General features: G+C 42.6%; 14 protein-coding genes and 1 pseudogene. 9 read left to right on the top strand and 6 right to left on the bottom strand.

The annotated features are described in order from the left end of the window. The first annotated feature begins 23 nt into the window (after positions 1-23). The 6 genes and pseudogenes from Q0541_RS09245 to Q0541_RS09225 all read left to right on the top strand — a co-directional run. The gene (locus Q0541_RS09245; RefSeq protein ID WP_298908631.1) at positions 24-1424 is read left to right on the top strand and encodes a sugar porter family MFS transporter; all 1401 of its coding nucleotides are present in this window, start codon (positions 24-26) and stop codon (positions 1422-1424) included. Positions 1425-1997: 573 nt separating this feature from the next. Further along, entirely contained in the window at positions 1998-2321 is a 324-nt protein-coding gene (locus tag Q0541_RS09240) for a Gfo/Idh/MocA family oxidoreductase (RefSeq protein ID WP_298908628.1), read from the top strand. A 22-nt stretch (positions 2322-2343) separates the two neighbouring features. Beyond that, positions 2344-2520 (top strand): Gfo/Idh/MocA family oxidoreductase, encoded by a 177-nt coding sequence (locus tag Q0541_RS34375; RefSeq protein WP_366941845.1) that lies wholly within the window; start codon positions 2344-2346, stop codon positions 2518-2520. Positions 2521-2648: 128 nt separating this feature from the next. Further along, entirely contained in the window at positions 2649-4262 is a 1614-nt protein-coding gene (locus Q0541_RS09235; RefSeq protein WP_298908625.1) for an iron uptake porin, read from the top strand. A gap of 706 nt (positions 4263-4968) precedes the next feature. Beyond that, positions 4969-5871: a molybdate ABC transporter substrate-binding protein gene (gene modA, locus Q0541_RS09230; protein ID WP_298908622.1), complete on the top strand. Its 903-nt coding sequence runs from the start codon at positions 4969-4971 to the stop codon at positions 5869-5871. Positions 5872-6000: 129 nt separating this feature from the next. Continuing rightward, positions 6001-6105: pseudogene (locus Q0541_RS09225) on the top strand (Uma2 family endonuclease); the annotation flags it as partial. Here the strand turns inward: Q0541_RS09225 and Q0541_RS09220 are convergent. After that, entirely contained in the window at positions 6062-6190 is a 129-nt protein-coding gene (locus Q0541_RS09220; protein ID WP_298908634.1) for a hypothetical protein, read from the bottom strand. The pseudogene Q0541_RS09225 and the gene Q0541_RS09220 sit on opposite strands and share 44 nt — an antisense overlap. Positions 6191-6682: 492 nt before the next feature. On the opposite strand from Q0541_RS09220, the gene Q0541_RS09215 reads away from it, so the two are divergent. After that, on the top strand, positions 6683-7450 hold the full coding sequence (locus tag Q0541_RS09215) for an alpha/beta fold hydrolase (RefSeq protein ID WP_298908620.1): 768 nt from the start codon (positions 6683-6685) through the stop codon (positions 7448-7450). Positions 7451-7827: 377 nt separating this feature from the next. Here the strand turns inward: Q0541_RS09215 and Q0541_RS09210 are convergent, their stop codons facing one another. Next, positions 7828-8415 (bottom strand): intradiol ring-cleavage dioxygenase, encoded by a 588-nt coding sequence (locus Q0541_RS09210; protein WP_298908617.1) that lies wholly within the window; start codon positions 8413-8415, stop codon positions 7828-7830. Between the two features lie 249 nt (positions 8416-8664). Then, on the bottom strand, positions 8665-8835 hold the full coding sequence (locus tag Q0541_RS09205) for a hypothetical protein (protein WP_298908615.1): 171 nt from the start codon (positions 8833-8835) through the stop codon (positions 8665-8667). A gap of 369 nt (positions 8836-9204) precedes the next feature. Between Q0541_RS09205 and Q0541_RS09200 the strand changes: the two genes are divergently transcribed. Both Q0541_RS09200 and dxs read left to right on the top strand, forming a co-directional pair. Then, positions 9205-9651, top strand: coding sequence for a hypothetical protein (locus tag Q0541_RS09200; RefSeq protein ID WP_298908612.1), 447 nt, complete (start codon positions 9205-9207; stop codon positions 9649-9651). An 872-nt stretch (positions 9652-10523) separates the two neighbouring features. After that, positions 10524-12431 carry a 1-deoxy-D-xylulose-5-phosphate synthase gene (dxs, locus tag Q0541_RS09195; RefSeq protein ID WP_298908609.1) on the top strand — a complete coding sequence of 636 codons (1908 nt, stop codon included), beginning with the start codon at positions 10524-10526 and terminating at the stop codon, positions 12429-12431. Between the two features lie 516 nt (positions 12432-12947). Here dxs and Q0541_RS09190 read toward each other — a convergent pair. The 3 genes from Q0541_RS09190 to Q0541_RS09180 form a co-directional block, all read right to left on the bottom strand. Beyond that, the gene (locus Q0541_RS09190; protein ID WP_298908607.1) at positions 12948-14129 is read right to left on the bottom strand and encodes a catalase; all 1182 of its coding nucleotides are present in this window, start codon (positions 14127-14129) and stop codon (positions 12948-12950) included. A gap of 96 nt (positions 14130-14225) precedes the next feature. Beyond that, positions 14226-15866, bottom strand: coding sequence for a peroxidase family protein (locus tag Q0541_RS09185; protein ID WP_298908605.1), 1641 nt, complete (start codon positions 15864-15866; stop codon positions 14226-14228). Positions 15867-16013: 147 nt separating this feature from the next. After that, positions 16014-16726: DUF2235 domain-containing protein (locus tag Q0541_RS09180; protein WP_298908602.1), on the bottom strand; the 713-nt coding region annotated here is incomplete at its 5' end.

The following is a 16726-nucleotide window of genomic DNA, read 5'->3' as shown; positions in this document are numbered from 1 at the left end:
CCCCAATCCCCAATATATAAACTATGTCTTCCACTACTGCTCGTCGTAAATCCAACACGTTATATGTCGTTTTGATTGCTGGTGCTGCTGCTCTCGGCGGCTTTCTGTTCGGTTTTGATACTGCTGTAATCAACGGCGCGGTTTTATCTCTATCAAAAGCTTTTAATACCAGTAGTTGGGTAACAGGGCTGGCAGTGTCCCTAGCGTTGCTGGGATCTGCCATAGGAGCCTTCTTTGCCGGACAGATTGCAGACCGTTATGGTCGAGTCAAGGCAATGGTGGTCGCTTCGGCGTTGTTTACTATCAGTGCCATTGGCTCTGGGCTTGCCTTCACTATCTGGGATTTTATCTTTTGGCGATTATTGGGTGGGATTGGAATCGGCGTTGCTAGCGTCATCGCGCCAGCTTACATTGCGGAATGTTCTCCCACGCATTTGCGGGGAAGGTTAGGATCTCTGCAACAATTAGCGATCGTAGTGGGAATTTTCATCGCCTTATTGAGCGACTACTTTATCGCTGTGTCAGCAGGTTCAGCAGACTCCCCGTTTTTGTTTGGGGTTGCAGCTTGGCGCTGGATGTTTTGGACAGCAGTCCCGCCAGCAGTATTCTACGGGATGGTGGCTTTAACAATTCCTGAATCCCCCCGTTACTTAGTTGCCAAAGGACGAGAGCCAGAAGCTGCTAACGTTCTGACCAAGATTTTGGGGGGTGATGTGCTGCCAAAAATTGAAGAAATTCGGCAGACAGTGCTTCAAGAACGCCAGCCTAAATTTTCTGACCTTTTAAGCAGAAGTGGCGGACTCCTCCCCATTGTTTGGATAGGAATCGGCTTATCTGTATTCCAGCAATTCGTTGGTATTAATGTGATCTTTTACTACAGCAGCGTTTTGTGGCGAGCTGTTGGCTTTTCAGAACAAAGTTCCCTAAGCATCACGGTGATTACAGGAGCCGTAAATATTATTACAACACTGATTGCGATCGCCTTCGTGGATAGATTTGGTCGCAAGCCCTTGCTGATACTAGGGTCGATTGGCATGACCTTGACCTTAGGGACAATGGCTTCTATTTTTGGCAACGCTCCCCTGGATGCTGCTGGAAACCCCACTCTCACCGGAAGTGCAGGGACTGTGGCTCTCATTGCAGCCAACCTGTATGTATTTTGCTTCGGTTTCTCCTGGGGCCCAGTAGTTTGGGTACTCTTGGGAGAAATGTTTAATAATAAAATTCGAGCTGCTGCACTTTCAGTTGCTGCTGCAATCCAATGGGTTGCGAATTTCGTTATTTCCACAACATTTCCCCCCATACTGCAATATTTCGGTTTAGGTTCTGCCTATGGACTCTATACAATTGCGGCGGCTACCTCATTCTTTTTCATTCTGTTTTTTATTAAGGAAACTAAAGGAATTGAGTTAGAAGATATGTAATTGGCATCTACCTAATACCGCTTGGCGTAATTCATAATTCGTATCTCTGTGTTCTCTGCGCCTCTGTGGTTTGTTAAAAAAAATGATTTTGGCAAATAGTTTTAGCCTTATACAGATTACCTGTGAGGTTCCATACAACAAGGGGCTTAAGCCCCTTGTCTCACCAAGCTTGATTTTGTACAGTTTCACAAAGAATTGGTTTGGAATTAGAGTTGAAAACAACAGTTAACAATTCAAAATTCAAAATTGACGCATTCAAAGATTTTAGATATTTTCAGACGGGGATTTAAACTCCGACTGTAGCTTGCTTCCCGCAGGGTAACTGGTGTTACGTGTATGGTTGGGGTCTTAAACCTAATAAGTTTATGATAAATTCCAACCTCCTGCTTTCTGCCTTCTTCACAACTGATGACTGCAAAGTAATTGAATAAATATGCAGCAGTATGTTTAGAAACCCAATATTTTCCTAATTCGCCTAATAAGTTTACATTCCCATCTGTGATGCTACATCTCGGAAAAAAATATCAGACAACAATTAAATACAAACTCTCGCCTCAGTCAATTAGTAAAAAGATGGAAACTATCAATACGGCTCTTTGTTTTTATGGTTTGTCCGGTAGGGTATTTCATGCGCCGTTCATTGATTTGCATCCCGGATTTCAATTAGCAGGCTCCTGGGAAAGAAGCAAAAAGCTGATACAGAAAAATTATCCAGGAGTAAAAAGCTATCCTTCTTTGGAAGCATTGCTAGCAGATCAAAAAGTAAAATTGGTAGTAGTAAATACACCCACTTATACCCATTACGATTATACTAAACAGGCTTTGCTTGCAGATAAACATGTAGTGGTAGAAAAAGCATTCACTACAACGGTAGCAGAAGCTGAAAAACTGAAATAATTGGCACAAAAACAGGGAAAAAATTAAAAAAGTAATAAGTTCACAAGGCAGTTATTTAGATTATTACGATGCAGTGTACAAATCAATCGTTAATAATCAGCCAATTGCTGTTACCGCCGAAGACGGAATTAATGTAATGCAGATTATAGAAGCGGCTATGAAAAGCAGCAATGAGCAAAAAGTCATAGCGTTGCTTTAAGTAACCTAAAACTTAAACTCAAAATATGTAACTTTCATCTTGGTTAGCTTATAACCTGGAAGCTTTCGTTCGAGTGTAATCTCTTTAGTTACAAAGTCATAATTAAACCATTTTCAAGTAATAAGTCAATGATCAAAATTCTTGTTCATAGCTTTTTTATCCTATTTTTTGCAGTTCCAGCCGTTTGGGCAGCACCTCCAGAAGATAATTCTAATGCAGCAGATGCTAATAGGAATTTGGAGGGACAAGTCAATTCTGTTTCCCAGTTTTCTGATATTAAACCGAGTGATTGGGCATTCCAGGCATTGCAATCACTGGTTGAACGTTATGGTTGTATTGCAGGTTATCCTGACGCAACCTATCGTGGCAACCGTGCTTTGAGCCGTTATGAGTTTGCAGCTGGTTTAAATGCCTGTTTAGATCGGGTGAATGAATTAATTGCTGCGGGTACCAATGATTTAGTTAAGAAAGAAGATTTGGCAGTGCTGCAAAAATTGCAAACAGAGTTTGCGGCAGAATTGACAACTCTCCGTGGGCGGGTGGATACGCTGGAGGCACATACAGCAAGACTGGAGAAACAGCAATTTTCCACCACTACTAAGCTGAATGCTCAAATTATTACCGCCGTTAGTGATACTTTTGGTAATAGGGTGGGTGGCGAACGCGATGAATCCCGTATCTACTTTGCAAACCGGGGTCGTCTCAACTTTGAGAGTAGTTTCACCGGCAAAGATTTATTGCGAGTCCGGTTGGAGTTTGGCAACTTTGCTAATTCCAATGGTGCAAGCCAAATTGCCGCAGCCACAGGCACTGGAATGACACGCCTGAACTTCGACAGCGACAGCAACGATACACTTTTTGTTCCCCACATCCGTTACTACTTCCAAGTCAGTGATTCTCTTAACTTCGTTGTTGGGCCCACAGGCATTGGTTACACTGACATTTCAACCACCGTCACTCCCGCCACAATCGCTGACGACGGCAATGGGGTTCCCTCACTATTTGGGTCATACAGTCCCTTATTCCGGCGAGGTGGCGGCGGTGCAGCCGCTAACTGGAACATTAGCAAAGACTTCGTTCTCACCTTGGGCTATTTAGCAAGCAGTCCCAATGTCCCATCGGCTAGCAGCGGGTTATTTGATGGCGGCTACAATGCCCTGGCGCACTTAGCCTATTATGGTAAGCAAGGAGCGATCGGTGTTGCCTACTCTCATGGCTATAGCCCTGGTGGAGTAGTCGATATCGCCGCTGGGACGGGTAGCGTTCTGTCAAACGCTCCCTTTGGCAACAACATTGCTACTTCCAACAACATTGTAGGCGCACAGGGATTCTATCGCTTCTCCCCGAATTTCCAAATCCACGGTTGGGGTGGATATATTTGGGCAAATGCCAAGAACTCTGGTTTGAGTGATATTTCCAATGGTAGGGGTGGAACAGATTCTCTGTTTGTAAACAGTGGTGACAATGCCAATGTCTGGTTTGGGGCGATTGGGATGTCGTTTCCCGATGTGGGGGGTAGGGGTAACTTGCCGGGAATTCTCTTTGGTATACCACCGCGTGTCTCTAACAGTGATGTCCGTCAAGACCGAGACAACGCTTATCATATCGAAGCATTCTATCGCTACCGACTGAACGATAATATCTCAGTGACTCCTGGTTTTTGGGTGATTCTCAACCCGGAAAACGACAGCAGAAATGATACCCAGTATGTGGGTGTGATTCGCACAACCTTCGATTTTTAACTGAATGTGAATAGTTTCCTTGATTAACAGAGTGCTGATTTGAAAAACCACATCTATCGTAGGGGCACAGCAATGCTCATTGATATCAACTTAAGGTAAAAACTTGACTGGAAACAGCTTTCAGAGATTGCTTCGTTACCTTGTTAAGAGTCTCAGACTGGGAATGTTAGTTCGGAGGCGGAGCCTCCCTCTCCTGGCGGCTCTGCCGCCAGAGTATGCATTTCCAGCCAGAGACTGGAAACGAGATTTTACAAAGGTTGTAGCTTAAGTTGACACCAATGAGCATTGCTGTGCCCCAAAAGTGCAGTTTACTATCAAAGAATGATTAATAAAAGCCTGAAACGACCTATGCATGGTAAATGCATACCAAGATTAATTTGTACAGTGTGTAAGTCCTAACTTTATACAAAAATTTCCCTATAGTACAGATGCATTTACCTACTTTCATGGTATTCAAGCTTTTTTATAGCAGTATAAGTACATAGGCTCCTGTATTTTTTATATAAAGAAGCTTTCAAAATGTGGTCATTTTTTTGAACGTGCAAGTACCTTGTAAATACTGAAGTACCAAAGATTGTTTCCCAGCTACGACTTATTGCTAGCCTATTTTCTGGCAGGATTTAAAAGCAAATTTTCAATGTTGGGTGCAAGATTTGTAATTTCAAAAATTGTAGTAACTCGCACATTAACCTACCAAAAATATTTTATGAAGACAAGGTACAAATTAGCACTTGCAACCGCTAGCATTGCTTTGGGTTTTGGTGTAATCCAAGCTAAACCAGCAGAAGCTGCCACACTTAGTGGCCCGGTTTACATCTATGCTGCTGCCAGCTTGACGGATACCCTACCCCAGGTTGAGGAACTTTACCGGCAAAGCAACCCCGACGTCACCTTTATGAATACCTTTGGGGCTTCTGGTGCTCTCGCTACTCAAATCCTAGCGGGAACAAATCCAAATCCAGTAGATATCTTCTTCTCAGTATCCCAAGCACCGTTAGACCGTCTGCAATCTGCCAACAAACTAATAGAAGGAACCAGGCAAGACATACTAAACAACACCTTGGCTATAATCACGCCGATAAATTCAACCTTACGTATATCAAGCGTTCAAGACCTATTACAGGCGCGTCAAGTGGCTATTGGTGATCCTGCGTCTGTTCCAGCAGGAGTATTCGCCCAGCAATTATTTGCCAATTCCGGGATATCGGGGAGACTCAATCTTGTCTTGGGCACGGATGTGCGTGATGTACTAAATAAAGTCTCAAGCGACACTAATGATAGTATAGATGCGGGCGTTGTTTACACCACAGACGCTCTAACAGCACTTGATAAAGTCAAAATTGCATACACTCCGCCTATCAACCTTTACTCTCCGATTGTTTATGGCTCTGCTGTACTCAGACAAACTCAAAACCCAGACGCAGCTAGGGACTTCAACTCCTTTCTGGGTAGTTCTCAAGCGTTAGGCGTGTTTCAGGTATCTGGATTCTCGCCTATCCCCGAACCTATGACTACTGGTGGCTCAATAGCAGTAGGTATAGTCGGCCTGATGATGAAGCGAAAGGTAACGGTAAAAGCCAAAGCTAAAGCTAAAGCAGCAGTGGATTAAAGGTTTTTGGCTGTATTCTCAATCAAAATTGAACTCACGACTGCAAATAGGAATCAACCCAGGTATAATCTTGACTTTTCACGGGATGTGGAAAGTCAGATTATGCTGAATCAATAGTTGCAATTCATTATCCAAAAATATTGGATTGTAGATTACGGTGCATTGGCAGACAGACGATTTATCGGCAATCCTAAACAGCCCACACTATCGATTTATTGGCTAGTTGAGGGTGAGTAGCAATTAAGCCTGTTTCGTGGAAGCGATCGCTTCTAGCGGATGGGCTGCAATAGCGCATCAGCAGGGAAATCAACCTGGACATAGCCATCTCACCCGTAGGTCTAAGAATGGGTTTGTTTGAGCAAGTCAGCCGCTAATTGCAAGTCTCGCGTAATTAAATAATCATAGTATGAATCGTTCCGTGACATATTCCATTAGAACTGGTTGCAAGAAAAATAACCCATCTGTTTTTTCGAGCAGCGTAGGCTTTGCCTTCTCGATTAGAGATCGCCCGATTAGCGAGTTAATTAGATTAAGTACGCTCTGCTGATAGACTTGATCAACAACATTTTCTACGAATCTCTGCAATCGAGACTGGCTCATGATGAATCGCCTGCCAAAACATCGCTCTCTGTTCGTTATCGGGTAAGGAACTTCCAAATAATAAAATCACTAAATACAATAATAATTATCATAATTTAGCTGATGAATTTCTTTTACCCCCAATTTATTGGGGGTCGCCGCAGGCGGGGGGATCTTAACCGAACCGTATTAGATATACGGCAATCTGAAATTTACACAACAGGAGAAATATATGAGTCAACATTTCGTCCTCATTCATGGTGCATGGCATGGCGGTTGGTGTTGGGACGGCGTGATTCGAGAACTCGAAAATGCAGGTCACACGGCGATTGCTCCAACGCTCCCTGGAAACAATCCTGATGATGACTTGGCATCGGTAACGTTTGCTGACTATCTAGACGCGATCGCAGCTGTGCTAGAGCAACAACAAGAACCTGTTATTCTCGTCGGTCATTCCAGTGCAGGTTTTCTTCTGCAAGCAGTTGCACCCAGAGCAGCCAATAAGATTGCTCATCTCGTCTTTCACAATGCCTTTATCTTGCCAAATGGTGCTTCGCAATTAGATATGTTTCTCCCCGAAGTCGCCCAAATTTTGATTGATGCTGCGATGGCGGTAGGCACTCCCTACGGGAGTATCGCTTCTCCTCATAAAAGCGTACCTATTTTGGAAGATTTAATTCGTAATGCTCTAATGAAAGATGACTCAACGGAAGTACAAAATGCAGTGCTGAGTCGTCTGGTACCACAACCATTCGTTCTCTTCAATACCAAGGTCAACACCAATGACTTCTTTGCCTTAAATATCCCTCGAACAGTGTTGTTCTGCAAAGATGACCGCTCGCTTCCACCGGGAACCTATCTCAAGATGGCACAAAGCCTTGGCACGTATGAGCTAATTGAATGTCCCGGAGGTCATGAAACGCTGTTCATTAATCCCAAAATTATTGCAGATGCACTGACAAAAATCACCATTAATCCTACATTTCATGCGATCGCATAGTGTGCTAGTAACTCAGAGAGCATTCGGGAAATAAGGAATCTACATCATGATTGAGTCAGAGCGTGAACATGCATTGGCGTTGTCAGTGGATGCATTGACATTACAAGCCGATGCAATAGCATTGTAGGTTGATACATTGGCATTGTAAGCCGATACATTGGCATTGTCAGTCGATACATTGGCATTGTCAGTCGATACATTGGCATTGTCAGTCGATACATTGGCATTGTCAGTCGATGCATTAACATTGCAGGTCAATACATTGGCTGTGAAGTACTAAAAATGGCTTGGTATTCGTGTACAATTACATCCTACTCATGGAAAACTCTACCTACCTGCTAATGTTAAATTAGCTTTGCTTTCAGAGTCAGGTGCTATTAAGCCATTTGAAGCCCAATATCAAAGGTTGCTGCGTAGCCAAGGTTTGTCTTAGTAAGCTTGAGCAACATTTGTTCGCCACCATCTTGAAAAATTCCGTCTTCAGCGTTCTTCAAGTTGCGTTGTCCCTTGCTGACGTATGGTGTTTGGGTGTGTACTCGATCGGTGATCGAGTCATCAAAGTATAGCTGCGACGTAAACTCATAACTCTGGGATGATGCCGCATCTGTGCGAACCTTAAAGTGGATATGGACGGTTCTGCCTTGATACCAACCAGGATAATTAGTTGTGAACTGGACAGTTCCATTCGCCTCCGTCACTTGATAGCCGCGCAGGAACTTTTTGCCAACGGTACTAAAACCTGGGTCTGTCACGTCCGAATAAACGCCTAGCGCATCACAGTGCCAAATATCCACGATCGCATCTGCGCGTGGCGTACAACCACTATTGCCAATCTGCAAAACCCGCAGCGTCAGTTGGACTGGTACGCCGTCTTTCACTGAACCGTCCCCCGGATCGGAACGGATGTCGGAGCGGTTGAGCTTTTCGTCCACGAAATAGGGCCCTTCGGTCTGCTCTGGAGTCACGACACATGCAGGCAATGTACCATTGGCTGAAGATGATGCTAGGACGGCTACACTCGATTTTACTTGTGTGGATTTAGACTTTCTAGGTATGCATCCAACTAGAAGTATTGCGGCTCCAACTGTTTTAAATAGAGCAAGTGCCTTTCTTCGACTCAGAATGCCACTTATTTGACAATCATCTTTTTTCATGCTGTGTTAACTATGCTGTTTTCAAGGTGATATTAAATACTTTCCCAGGAGTTCTAATCACTAAGAAACGTGGATTAAATAACCCGCCACTCTTCTAAGATACAAGGGTGCGTTACGGCAAGCTTGAGAAGAAAAAATCAAACCGCAAGCGTCCCAACTGGAAAAAGTCAGTTGCGGTAACCGTCCGCTGGAAGCGATCGCTGATTTTTCTCTAAGCTCGACTTTATCCATTTTTTTCGCAACAGCCTCACTATCGCTAAAACTTTTGTGGCCCAGAAGTTTTACTTTTTTAACTTCATCGATAATCTGTGACGTGGAAAAAGTATTTGCCAAAAAGCCAAGGTTTTGGCCGGATAAAGAAAACCGAGTTCTTAATTTTGGATAAAGTCGAGCTAAACGCGATCGCCTATGTCCAAATGTGAACTGTTTTAATTCGATCCTTGATTCTCAGGGAAAAAATCTTTACTCAAAATTCAATCTATCAAAATAGTGAATTCGTCTAACCACTTATGACGCAAAAACCTCTATCTAAGGAAGGATATGGCTAATAAACTAAATGAAGTAGAAATAGGATACTAAATCAGATGAAAATTGTATTCTATGAAACTGAATTATTTGACAAAACAGCTTTCCACAGTAAAACGCTGGATGGCTACAACACTGCTTTGTATGTTAGCGATCGCTTTTGTTTGGCAAGGTGCGTTTTTCTCAAACACCTCAGCAATGGCTGATCCTGCTGGAACCTTGATTGCATCGGCCGATGCAGGCGATCAAGTTAAAGACAAAACCAGTAAAGATGCTGGACGAGCCAAAAATTTCATTGATGATACGGCAGATAAAGTTAAGGAAGCTGCCAAGAGCAACGCCAGTAAAGTTGATGAAGCAACAGACAATGGTAGTTTTGCTGAGCGCAAAGCCAAGAAAGATGCAGCTACAATTCAGAAAAGAGCAGACGAAGATTCGGCTCGCACTAAAGAAGCAGTAGATAAGACAAAGAATGTTGTTGAACGCACTGTTGAAAACATCAAGGATGCTTTTGGTAAATAGAGAATAGATATATAGCGATTCTCATTTGAATGAGGTACACGCCAATGCCGTCTCCTACCTTGTATCTGTATTCATCTGTGGTTAATTATTTTTTCTGTACCTTACCTATGTGGGAACCGCTATAGCAATCCTATTTGATTTCGTTCAAATCGAAAGACCTAGTACCGCAAGTCAAAAGTCAAAAGTCAAAAGTCAAAAGTCAAAAGGTTTTAATTTTGGGCTTTCTGGCTGTTTTGAATGGTAGGTTTATTTCCGCCGACCTGTATAAGATTCCCGACTTCTCTAAGAAGTCGGGAATCTTATTGTTTAAGAAGATTATTTTATTAAGTGAATACTGAATTTAGCTCCGATTTAGAGTATTTATATATACATGTGTGTTACGCCCAGATGAACTGGCGATAACTTCGTTAAGCTTTCCTGCGGAACGCTGCGCGAACGCTAACGCTGATAAAATTAGCTGCTGTTAGCGAATAAGAGAAAAAATAATTGCTAAATATTTACCAGCAATTATGCTGAATATAAATTTATAAATGAGATATTTAGCTTTCTTTTGTACTAGCTTGAAAAGACAAAAATGAATGATCTAGTTGAGGAATTTCCGCAGACTGCTCCTAAAACGCTTGGTTTTTTATACAAAATAAAATTCTTTTTAAGTAGCATTACTTATTGACAAATGTGCTATAGATTTAGCTGATTGCAACCTTATTTTGACGAATTGTTAATGGGTGACAAATTTTTCACGATTATTAATTACGAAGTTATACTTTCCACTACAACTTAGTAACAATATAAGAGTCTGATTATGTGGATAGCCCGACCGTGGGAAAATCAAAATACCGAAAACCTAAATTTAGAGAGGAAAACCCTATAATATGCATCTGAGCGAAATCACCCATCCTAATCAGTTGCACGGTTTATCTGTTCGCCAACTGCAACAGATTGCCCGTCAGATTCGAGATAAACATCTCCAAACCGTAGCAGTTAATGGTGGACACTTGGGGCCAGGATTGGGTGTTGTAGAATTAACACTAGGACTTTACCAGACACTGGACTTAGATCGGGATAAAGTGATTTGGGATGTAGGACATCAGGCTTATCCCCACAAACTGCTTACAGGACGCTACGATCGCTTCCACACCCTCAGACAAAAAGACGGAGTTGCGGGTTATCTCAAACGCTGTGAAAACAAGTTTGACCACTTTGGGGCTGGACATGCTTCTACAAGTATTTCAGCGGCATTGGGCATGGCTTTAGCGCGAGACTTGAAAGGAGAAAAATTTAAAGCCGTTGCTGTTATTGGCGATGGGGCGCTGACTGGGGGTATGGCTTTAGAAGCGATCAACCATGCCGGACACTTGCCGAAAACTAACCTGTTGGTTGTTCTCAACGACAACGACATGTCTATATCTCGCAACGTCGGCGCGATTCCCCGCTATCTGAACAAAATGCGCCTCAGCCAACCGGTGCAATTTATTAAAGATAATCTTGAGGAACAGTTTAAGCAAATTCCCTTCGTTGGCGAATCCCTGTCTCCGGAACTCGGACGCATCAAAGAAGGTATGAAACGCTTGGCTGTTCCCAAGGTAGGTGCAGTTTTTGAAGAACTCGGCTTTACCTATATTGGACCAGTGGATGGGCATAATCTAGAAGAATTGATTGCCACTTTCCAACAGGCACATCAGATACCAGGCCCAGTTTTGGTACATGTAGCAACAGTTAAGGGCAAAGGCTATGAAATTGCCGAACTAGATCAAGTTGGCTACCACGCCCAAAGCCCCTTCACCGTAGCAACTGGCAAAGCCATTCCTTCCAGTAAACCCAAACCCCCGGCTTATGCCAAAGTCTTTTCTCACACTCTGGTGAAACTTGCCGAACAAAACCCCAAAATCATTGGGATTACTGCGGCTATGGCAACGGGGACAGGTTTAGATAAACTTCAAGCAAAACTACCCAATCAATATATTGATGTCGGGATTGCTGAACAACACGCTATTACTCTAGCTGCGGGACTTGCAACCGAAGGGATGCGCCCCATCGCCGCCATTTATTCTACCTTCCTGCAACGCGCCTATGACCAGATAATTCACGATGTCTGCATCCAAAACCTTCCAGTCTTTTTCTGCTTAGATAGGGCAGGAATTGTCGGATCTGATGGCCCCACCCACCAGGGTATGTATGACATCGCTTATCTGCGTTGCATTCCCAACATGGTAATGATGGCACCTAAAGACGAAGCAGAACTCCAACGTATGGTAGTAACTGGTGTTAACCATACTAGTGGCCCGATCGCTATGCGCTACCCTCGTGGCAATGGCTACGGCGTTCCCTTGATGGAGGAAGGTTGGGAACCGTTGGAAATTGGCAAAGGCGAAATTCTCCGCACCGGCGATGACGTGTTAATCGTCGGCTATGGCACAATGGTTTATCCAGGGATGCAAGCTGCTGAAATTCTCAGCGAACACGGCATTGAAGCAACTGTAATCAATGCGCGTTTCGTTAAGCCCTTGGATACCGAGTTGATTTTGCCTTTGGCTAAGAAAATTGGCCGCGTCATCACCTTGGAGGAAGGCTGTGTGATGGGTGGCTTTGGTTCTGCGATCGCCGAAGCCTTGTTGGATGCAGATATTCTCGTTCCTGTCAAGCGATTCGGTGTACCAGATGTATTAGTAGATCATGCTGAACCCAATGAATCTAAGACAGAATTAGGTTTAACTAGTCATCAAATAGCAGAGAGAGTTTTGTCAGCTTTCTTTAAGCAGCAAGTATCTGCTGTTGTCTAGTTAATTCTAAGTCAGAATAGTTTTATGAAAATAACCCCAGCCTTTGGGGTTATTTTCATAAAGGTACTGGAAATCCCCAATTCATACCAAATTGAGAAAACTAAAAATTAGACTATTGCTGCTCAGAAAGTGCGAGTCTATTTACTATCAAAGAATGATGCAGAGTTAACTTTTATTTCTGCTTTGACCGTCTAATTCAAATAGGACTGACGCAAAAAACCTCTCAAATCATTCCTCCGTGTCGCGCCAGTTGCTTCTCCTAAGGGAGACGCTGCGCGAACAAGTCGGGGAACCCGCCCAACGCACTGGCAACTCTATTGTCTCTGTGGTTCGTTCTTTCATAACCCGTGCGTAAGTCCTGACAATAATGTCCTGGGTTTTTGACTCGTGACTTTGTGGTAGTCGTTCCCCTTCTACACCGATAACTTTGATACCAGAAAATATTTCTACTGTTTGACAAAACTTTTTGAAATATTTTAAGAAAGTATTTTTATAATTAATAATTCCTGTGAAAAGTCAGACAGTTGGTTCCTGGTATTTAACTCCTCGTTTTTCATGACGGTTATCAGCAACGATATGATAAACAATGCTGCGTAATCGATTGATTGCACCGACAGGACGATGCACTGCTAAACCATTCCCAGGAGAAAAACTAAGATTTTCCCCAAAGTCACTTTCTTTAGGAGAATTAACTTGCTGATGCTTAACTATCAGCCGACCAACTGTAAAGAAGGGTGATTCCTCTTCATTCCAAACAATGGTGGTATCATCAATGGACATTTCTGGGCTGGTTTGAAATTGGATTTGAAAGTCCCAACAATATTCAGCATCAGGCTTTGCTAAAGCTTGAATGATATCCTCTCGGTAGTAATTGTCCTCTGAACCTGAAGCTTTAGCACGCTGAAGCTCACTTTCTGGTCTGGACTCAAGAGGAAGTTGTTGATGAGGTGGTTGACTGGAAACTGGAGTAAATCCATATTTAATCACAACCGGATATTCCACAGGAACTCGACCTGGTTGAGATAGATCAAAATCAGATTTGAGTCCCAAAGAATACGCTGAAGCACTCCAATAGCGTTCTGTGAGTAAACTTTTGGGAAACCGTTTGAAACTGTTTTTTAGAAGTGTAGCTTCGTAGGGATGCGACTTTAGCCATAAAAGTACCAACAGCTTAAAAAGCGGAAACAGCCCTGCTCGATAAACCGTCAAGAAAAAGCTGTGGAAGTCTTTGATGGTTCTAACAAAAAAGAATTCGATATTATGGGTAATAATATCTTGGGTTTTTAACTCGTGACTTTGCGGTAGTCGTTCTCCTTCTACCCCAACCACTTTTACGGACATCGAGCGTGTATCTCCTTCATAATCATTCTTTACAGAAAACGCACCATTTGCAAATCGTAGCCAAACCGGATATTGTTTCGGTTTAGCAAATAAACCTTGTTTTAGGGAAATGGCTTGAAGTTGAGCTTCAGTTAATGAAGCGCGTTTGCTCAATTCCTGCTTAATTGCTGCTTCATCAAAGTCAAAAATTTCTAAAGTTCCTTGTACAGCAGCGTTAGTTTTAGAATGGGTATCTCTCTTTGCAGTTTTTTTCTTCTCACCGCCGTAAAGATTATCCATGTTCTTTTTGACTAATTCACTCATGCGATCGCAATATTTGGCTTCGTCTTTTTCTGGATATTCGGTAAATAGTTTCATTTTTTAAAAGGTAGGATTAATTAGAAAATACTTTATGTGTCTTTAACAAATAGGGTGTGTTTTATTATTCGTAACACACCCAAATTCATTAGTTAATCAAGCAGGTTGCCAATCTTGGCGATAAAAAGAAATTCTATAGTTTTTACCTTGAGGAATATTGCGATGCACCACTTGGGAGAGGGTTTTTGTATTCTGAATCTCTTCCCAACCTACTGGTGAAAAAGTTTCTGGATTGAAGATATTTTCCGCTAGTAGAGGATTGGTAAACGCTTGAGAAAAAGCATCAATTCCTATTAGTCGTCCGACTAAAGGTGGTAAGGCTGAATTTGGACGCAAATCTTCTGCATAGAGTCCGACGTACAGCTCAATGTTATCTACATGACCGTACAATCGTTGCAGTTCTTTTTGGACTTTTTCATTACTACTAATCTGATTGAAGTCGGTCACGCGGGGATAGCTGCATAAGTCACGGTAGTCGTTATAGCTTCTTAATTTTGCCGTCCGACCTAAATGAATACTAGCTATTTCGGTGGGAATTAGAAATTCAGGTGTATTGAATAAACTCAGTTGCGCTGCGGGTTGGGAACAGCTTTCCTCAAAGATGGCTCCTAATCCCTTGTTGATAATCATGTCGTTGTTCCACATCGAGGCAGGCATGGGAAGCTTTTGTCCGTTATACATTAAAGTATCGGGTAGCATACTATGCCAACGATAAACTAAACTAAATTCCACCGACATCCAATTATGGCGATACCACTTTTCATTAGTGAACGCGGGGGGATCGGTGAAAAATTGAAAGTGATAGGGAGTTATGTGGTTGATGTAATCTTCTAAAACAATCTTGAGAAATTCAGCCATGACAATATTTCTTGCCGTTTGGAAAAGGCGTTCATCGTCCCAAGTTGGATAATTTTTTGTCAAGAGATCGCACACGCGATTATGTTCCCTTAAGGAAAGAACATTCAGCATGACATAGCCGATTTGCACGTTTGCTCGTTCTACTTCCAACCCCATCGCAAACAACTTCTGTTTCTTTTCTGGAGGGAACGTTTCTGCTTTTGGGGTGGATTCATCGGTGTAAAGATGGGGCAACCCTCTAAATTCTTCTTTGGGTTTTCCATCTTCATCATAGTAAAAGAGAGGATATTCTTCTCCATTAATAATTTGGCTTTTTAGCTTCCCGCCTTTATACGATCGCAGCAAATGTGTAATCTTTGGATTTAACCCATAGACATTGCACATATCGATGTGGTGGTTGGAACTATTCCTGTGTGGATCGTGGCGATCGGTTCTAAGAAAGCTATCTGTAAACCATTGAACAAAATAGGGGAAAATTAGAGAGGATTTAGGCGAGTATTTCGTTTCCCCAGTTTTGCGATACAAAATCTCCAAATCTTGAATCGGCGGCAGATTTTTCTCAAACTTTTCCGCAGGTGTTAAATTAATGCCGATATAGTTTTCATTGGTCAAGGGTTTCCAATCTAGCGGTGGTAGTTGGAGTCCCGAATATGTTCGATCAATCAACGAATCCCAGGATGTATAGGGAGACATTGTACTAAACGGATATGGACGAGTCGGAATTTTTAAGATGGCATTGTTAGTGAGAGTTTTGTTTACTTTTCTAGCAAGACCTGGGTTGCTTTGAAAAAAGTTCCAAATTGGTTTAAAGCCAGTTAAAACAGCAGTCTCAAGTTTGTTTCTAAACCCATCTTTTGATGTGTCTCTTTTTGCGGTCATAATTTCTCCTTTAGAATCGCTTATTGACTTAATCGCTTACTTCTGCTTAAAAACAAGGGTTATTTCTGCTGATGGTTTTGGCAAGATTAAAACATCAGTAGGAGCGCTAAAGCAGCAGCTACTCCTGGAAATAACATTATTAAGAAATTAATTCAGTTTATCAATAATCTTTTGTAGATTCTTAGGTCGATAGTCCTTGCGACTTTTCAAACGGTTGATCGTGCTTTCATGAATATCTTCAATGACATCGCCGACCTCACGAAACTTGATTCCAGCTAATTTAAAGAATCCAACATCGTTCTTAAAGTCACATTCATAATTGGGGTTAATGCCTGTCGGAATCACACTTGGATCTAAGTCAAGCCCCAATCCCAGGACACCGACCGAATCAATCATCCACTGTAAGGCAGCATCTGATAACCCGCTGTATTCTTCGGTTCCACCGCCAACGCAACCATGCCCACCTGGAAACCACTTTTGAATCACCCGCTGCTTTTCAGCCTCAGGATGCTTTTTCATAGGAGTGACGTCAAAGATTTCGCGGATTTCGTCGATCGCCACAGCGTGCAACGCATTCTCAACACATTTGTTTAAAGTAGTATCATGGAATCTGTACCGCTTATTTAGCTGCTCGTTCAACTTGCTGAATGCGGCCATCCCAGGAATCCCAAGGGCACCAACGGTGTCAAAACAACCGATCAAGGTGATAGGAACGCGCTCCCCATAGTCTTTACGGTATTCTACTGCTGTCTTATCCTTAGGTTTAATACCTCGGTTACGGTAAAGCTCGTAAGCTTCATGTGCTTTGGGAGCATCCCAATTGTGCAAAAATAAAGAAAGGAAAATCATTCGCGAGATTT

This window comes from uncultured Nostoc sp. (assembly GCF_937863485.1).
In the GTDB taxonomy this organism is placed as follows: Bacteria; Cyanobacteriota; Cyanobacteriia; order Cyanobacteriales; family Nostocaceae; genus Nostoc.
Note: the sequence above shows the minus strand (reverse complement) of the source record. Positions and strands in the feature narration are given on the sequence as shown.

Excerpts from the sequence above, each read along its gene's own strand:
- Q0541_RS09245 (WP_298908631.1), top strand. The coding sequence starts at position 24 with ATGTCTTCCACTACTGCTCGTCGTAAATCCAACACGTTATATGTCGTT.
- Q0541_RS09240 (WP_298908628.1), top strand. The coding sequence starts at position 1,998 with ATGGAAACTATCAATACGGCTCTTTGTTTTTATGGTTTGTCCGGTAGG.
- Q0541_RS09235 (WP_298908625.1), top strand. The coding sequence starts at position 2,649 with ATGATCAAAATTCTTGTTCATAGCTTTTTTATCCTATTTTTTGCAGTT.
- modA (WP_298908622.1), top strand. The coding sequence starts at position 4,969 with ATGAAGACAAGGTACAAATTAGCACTTGCAACCGCTAGCATTGCTTTG.
- Q0541_RS09220 (WP_298908634.1), bottom strand. The coding sequence starts at position 6,190 with ATGTCCAGGTTGATTTCCCTGCTGATGCGCTATTGCAGCCCATCCGCT.
- Q0541_RS09215 (WP_298908620.1), top strand. The coding sequence starts at position 6,683 with ATGAGTCAACATTTCGTCCTCATTCATGGTGCATGGCATGGCGGTTGG.
- Q0541_RS09205 (WP_298908615.1), bottom strand. The coding sequence starts at position 8,835 with ATGGATAAAGTCGAGCTTAGAGAAAAATCAGCGATCGCTTCCAGCGGA.
- Q0541_RS09200 (WP_298908612.1), top strand. The coding sequence starts at position 9,205 with ATGAAACTGAATTATTTGACAAAACAGCTTTCCACAGTAAAACGCTGG.
- dxs (WP_298908609.1), top strand. The coding sequence starts at position 10,524 with ATGCATCTGAGCGAAATCACCCATCCTAATCAGTTGCACGGTTTATCT.
- Q0541_RS09190 (WP_298908607.1), bottom strand. The coding sequence starts at position 14,129 with ATGAAACTATTTACCGAATATCCAGAAAAAGACGAAGCCAAATATTGC.
- Q0541_RS09185 (WP_298908605.1), bottom strand. The coding sequence starts at position 15,866 with ATGACCGCAAAAAGAGACACATCAAAAGATGGGTTTAGAAACAAACTT.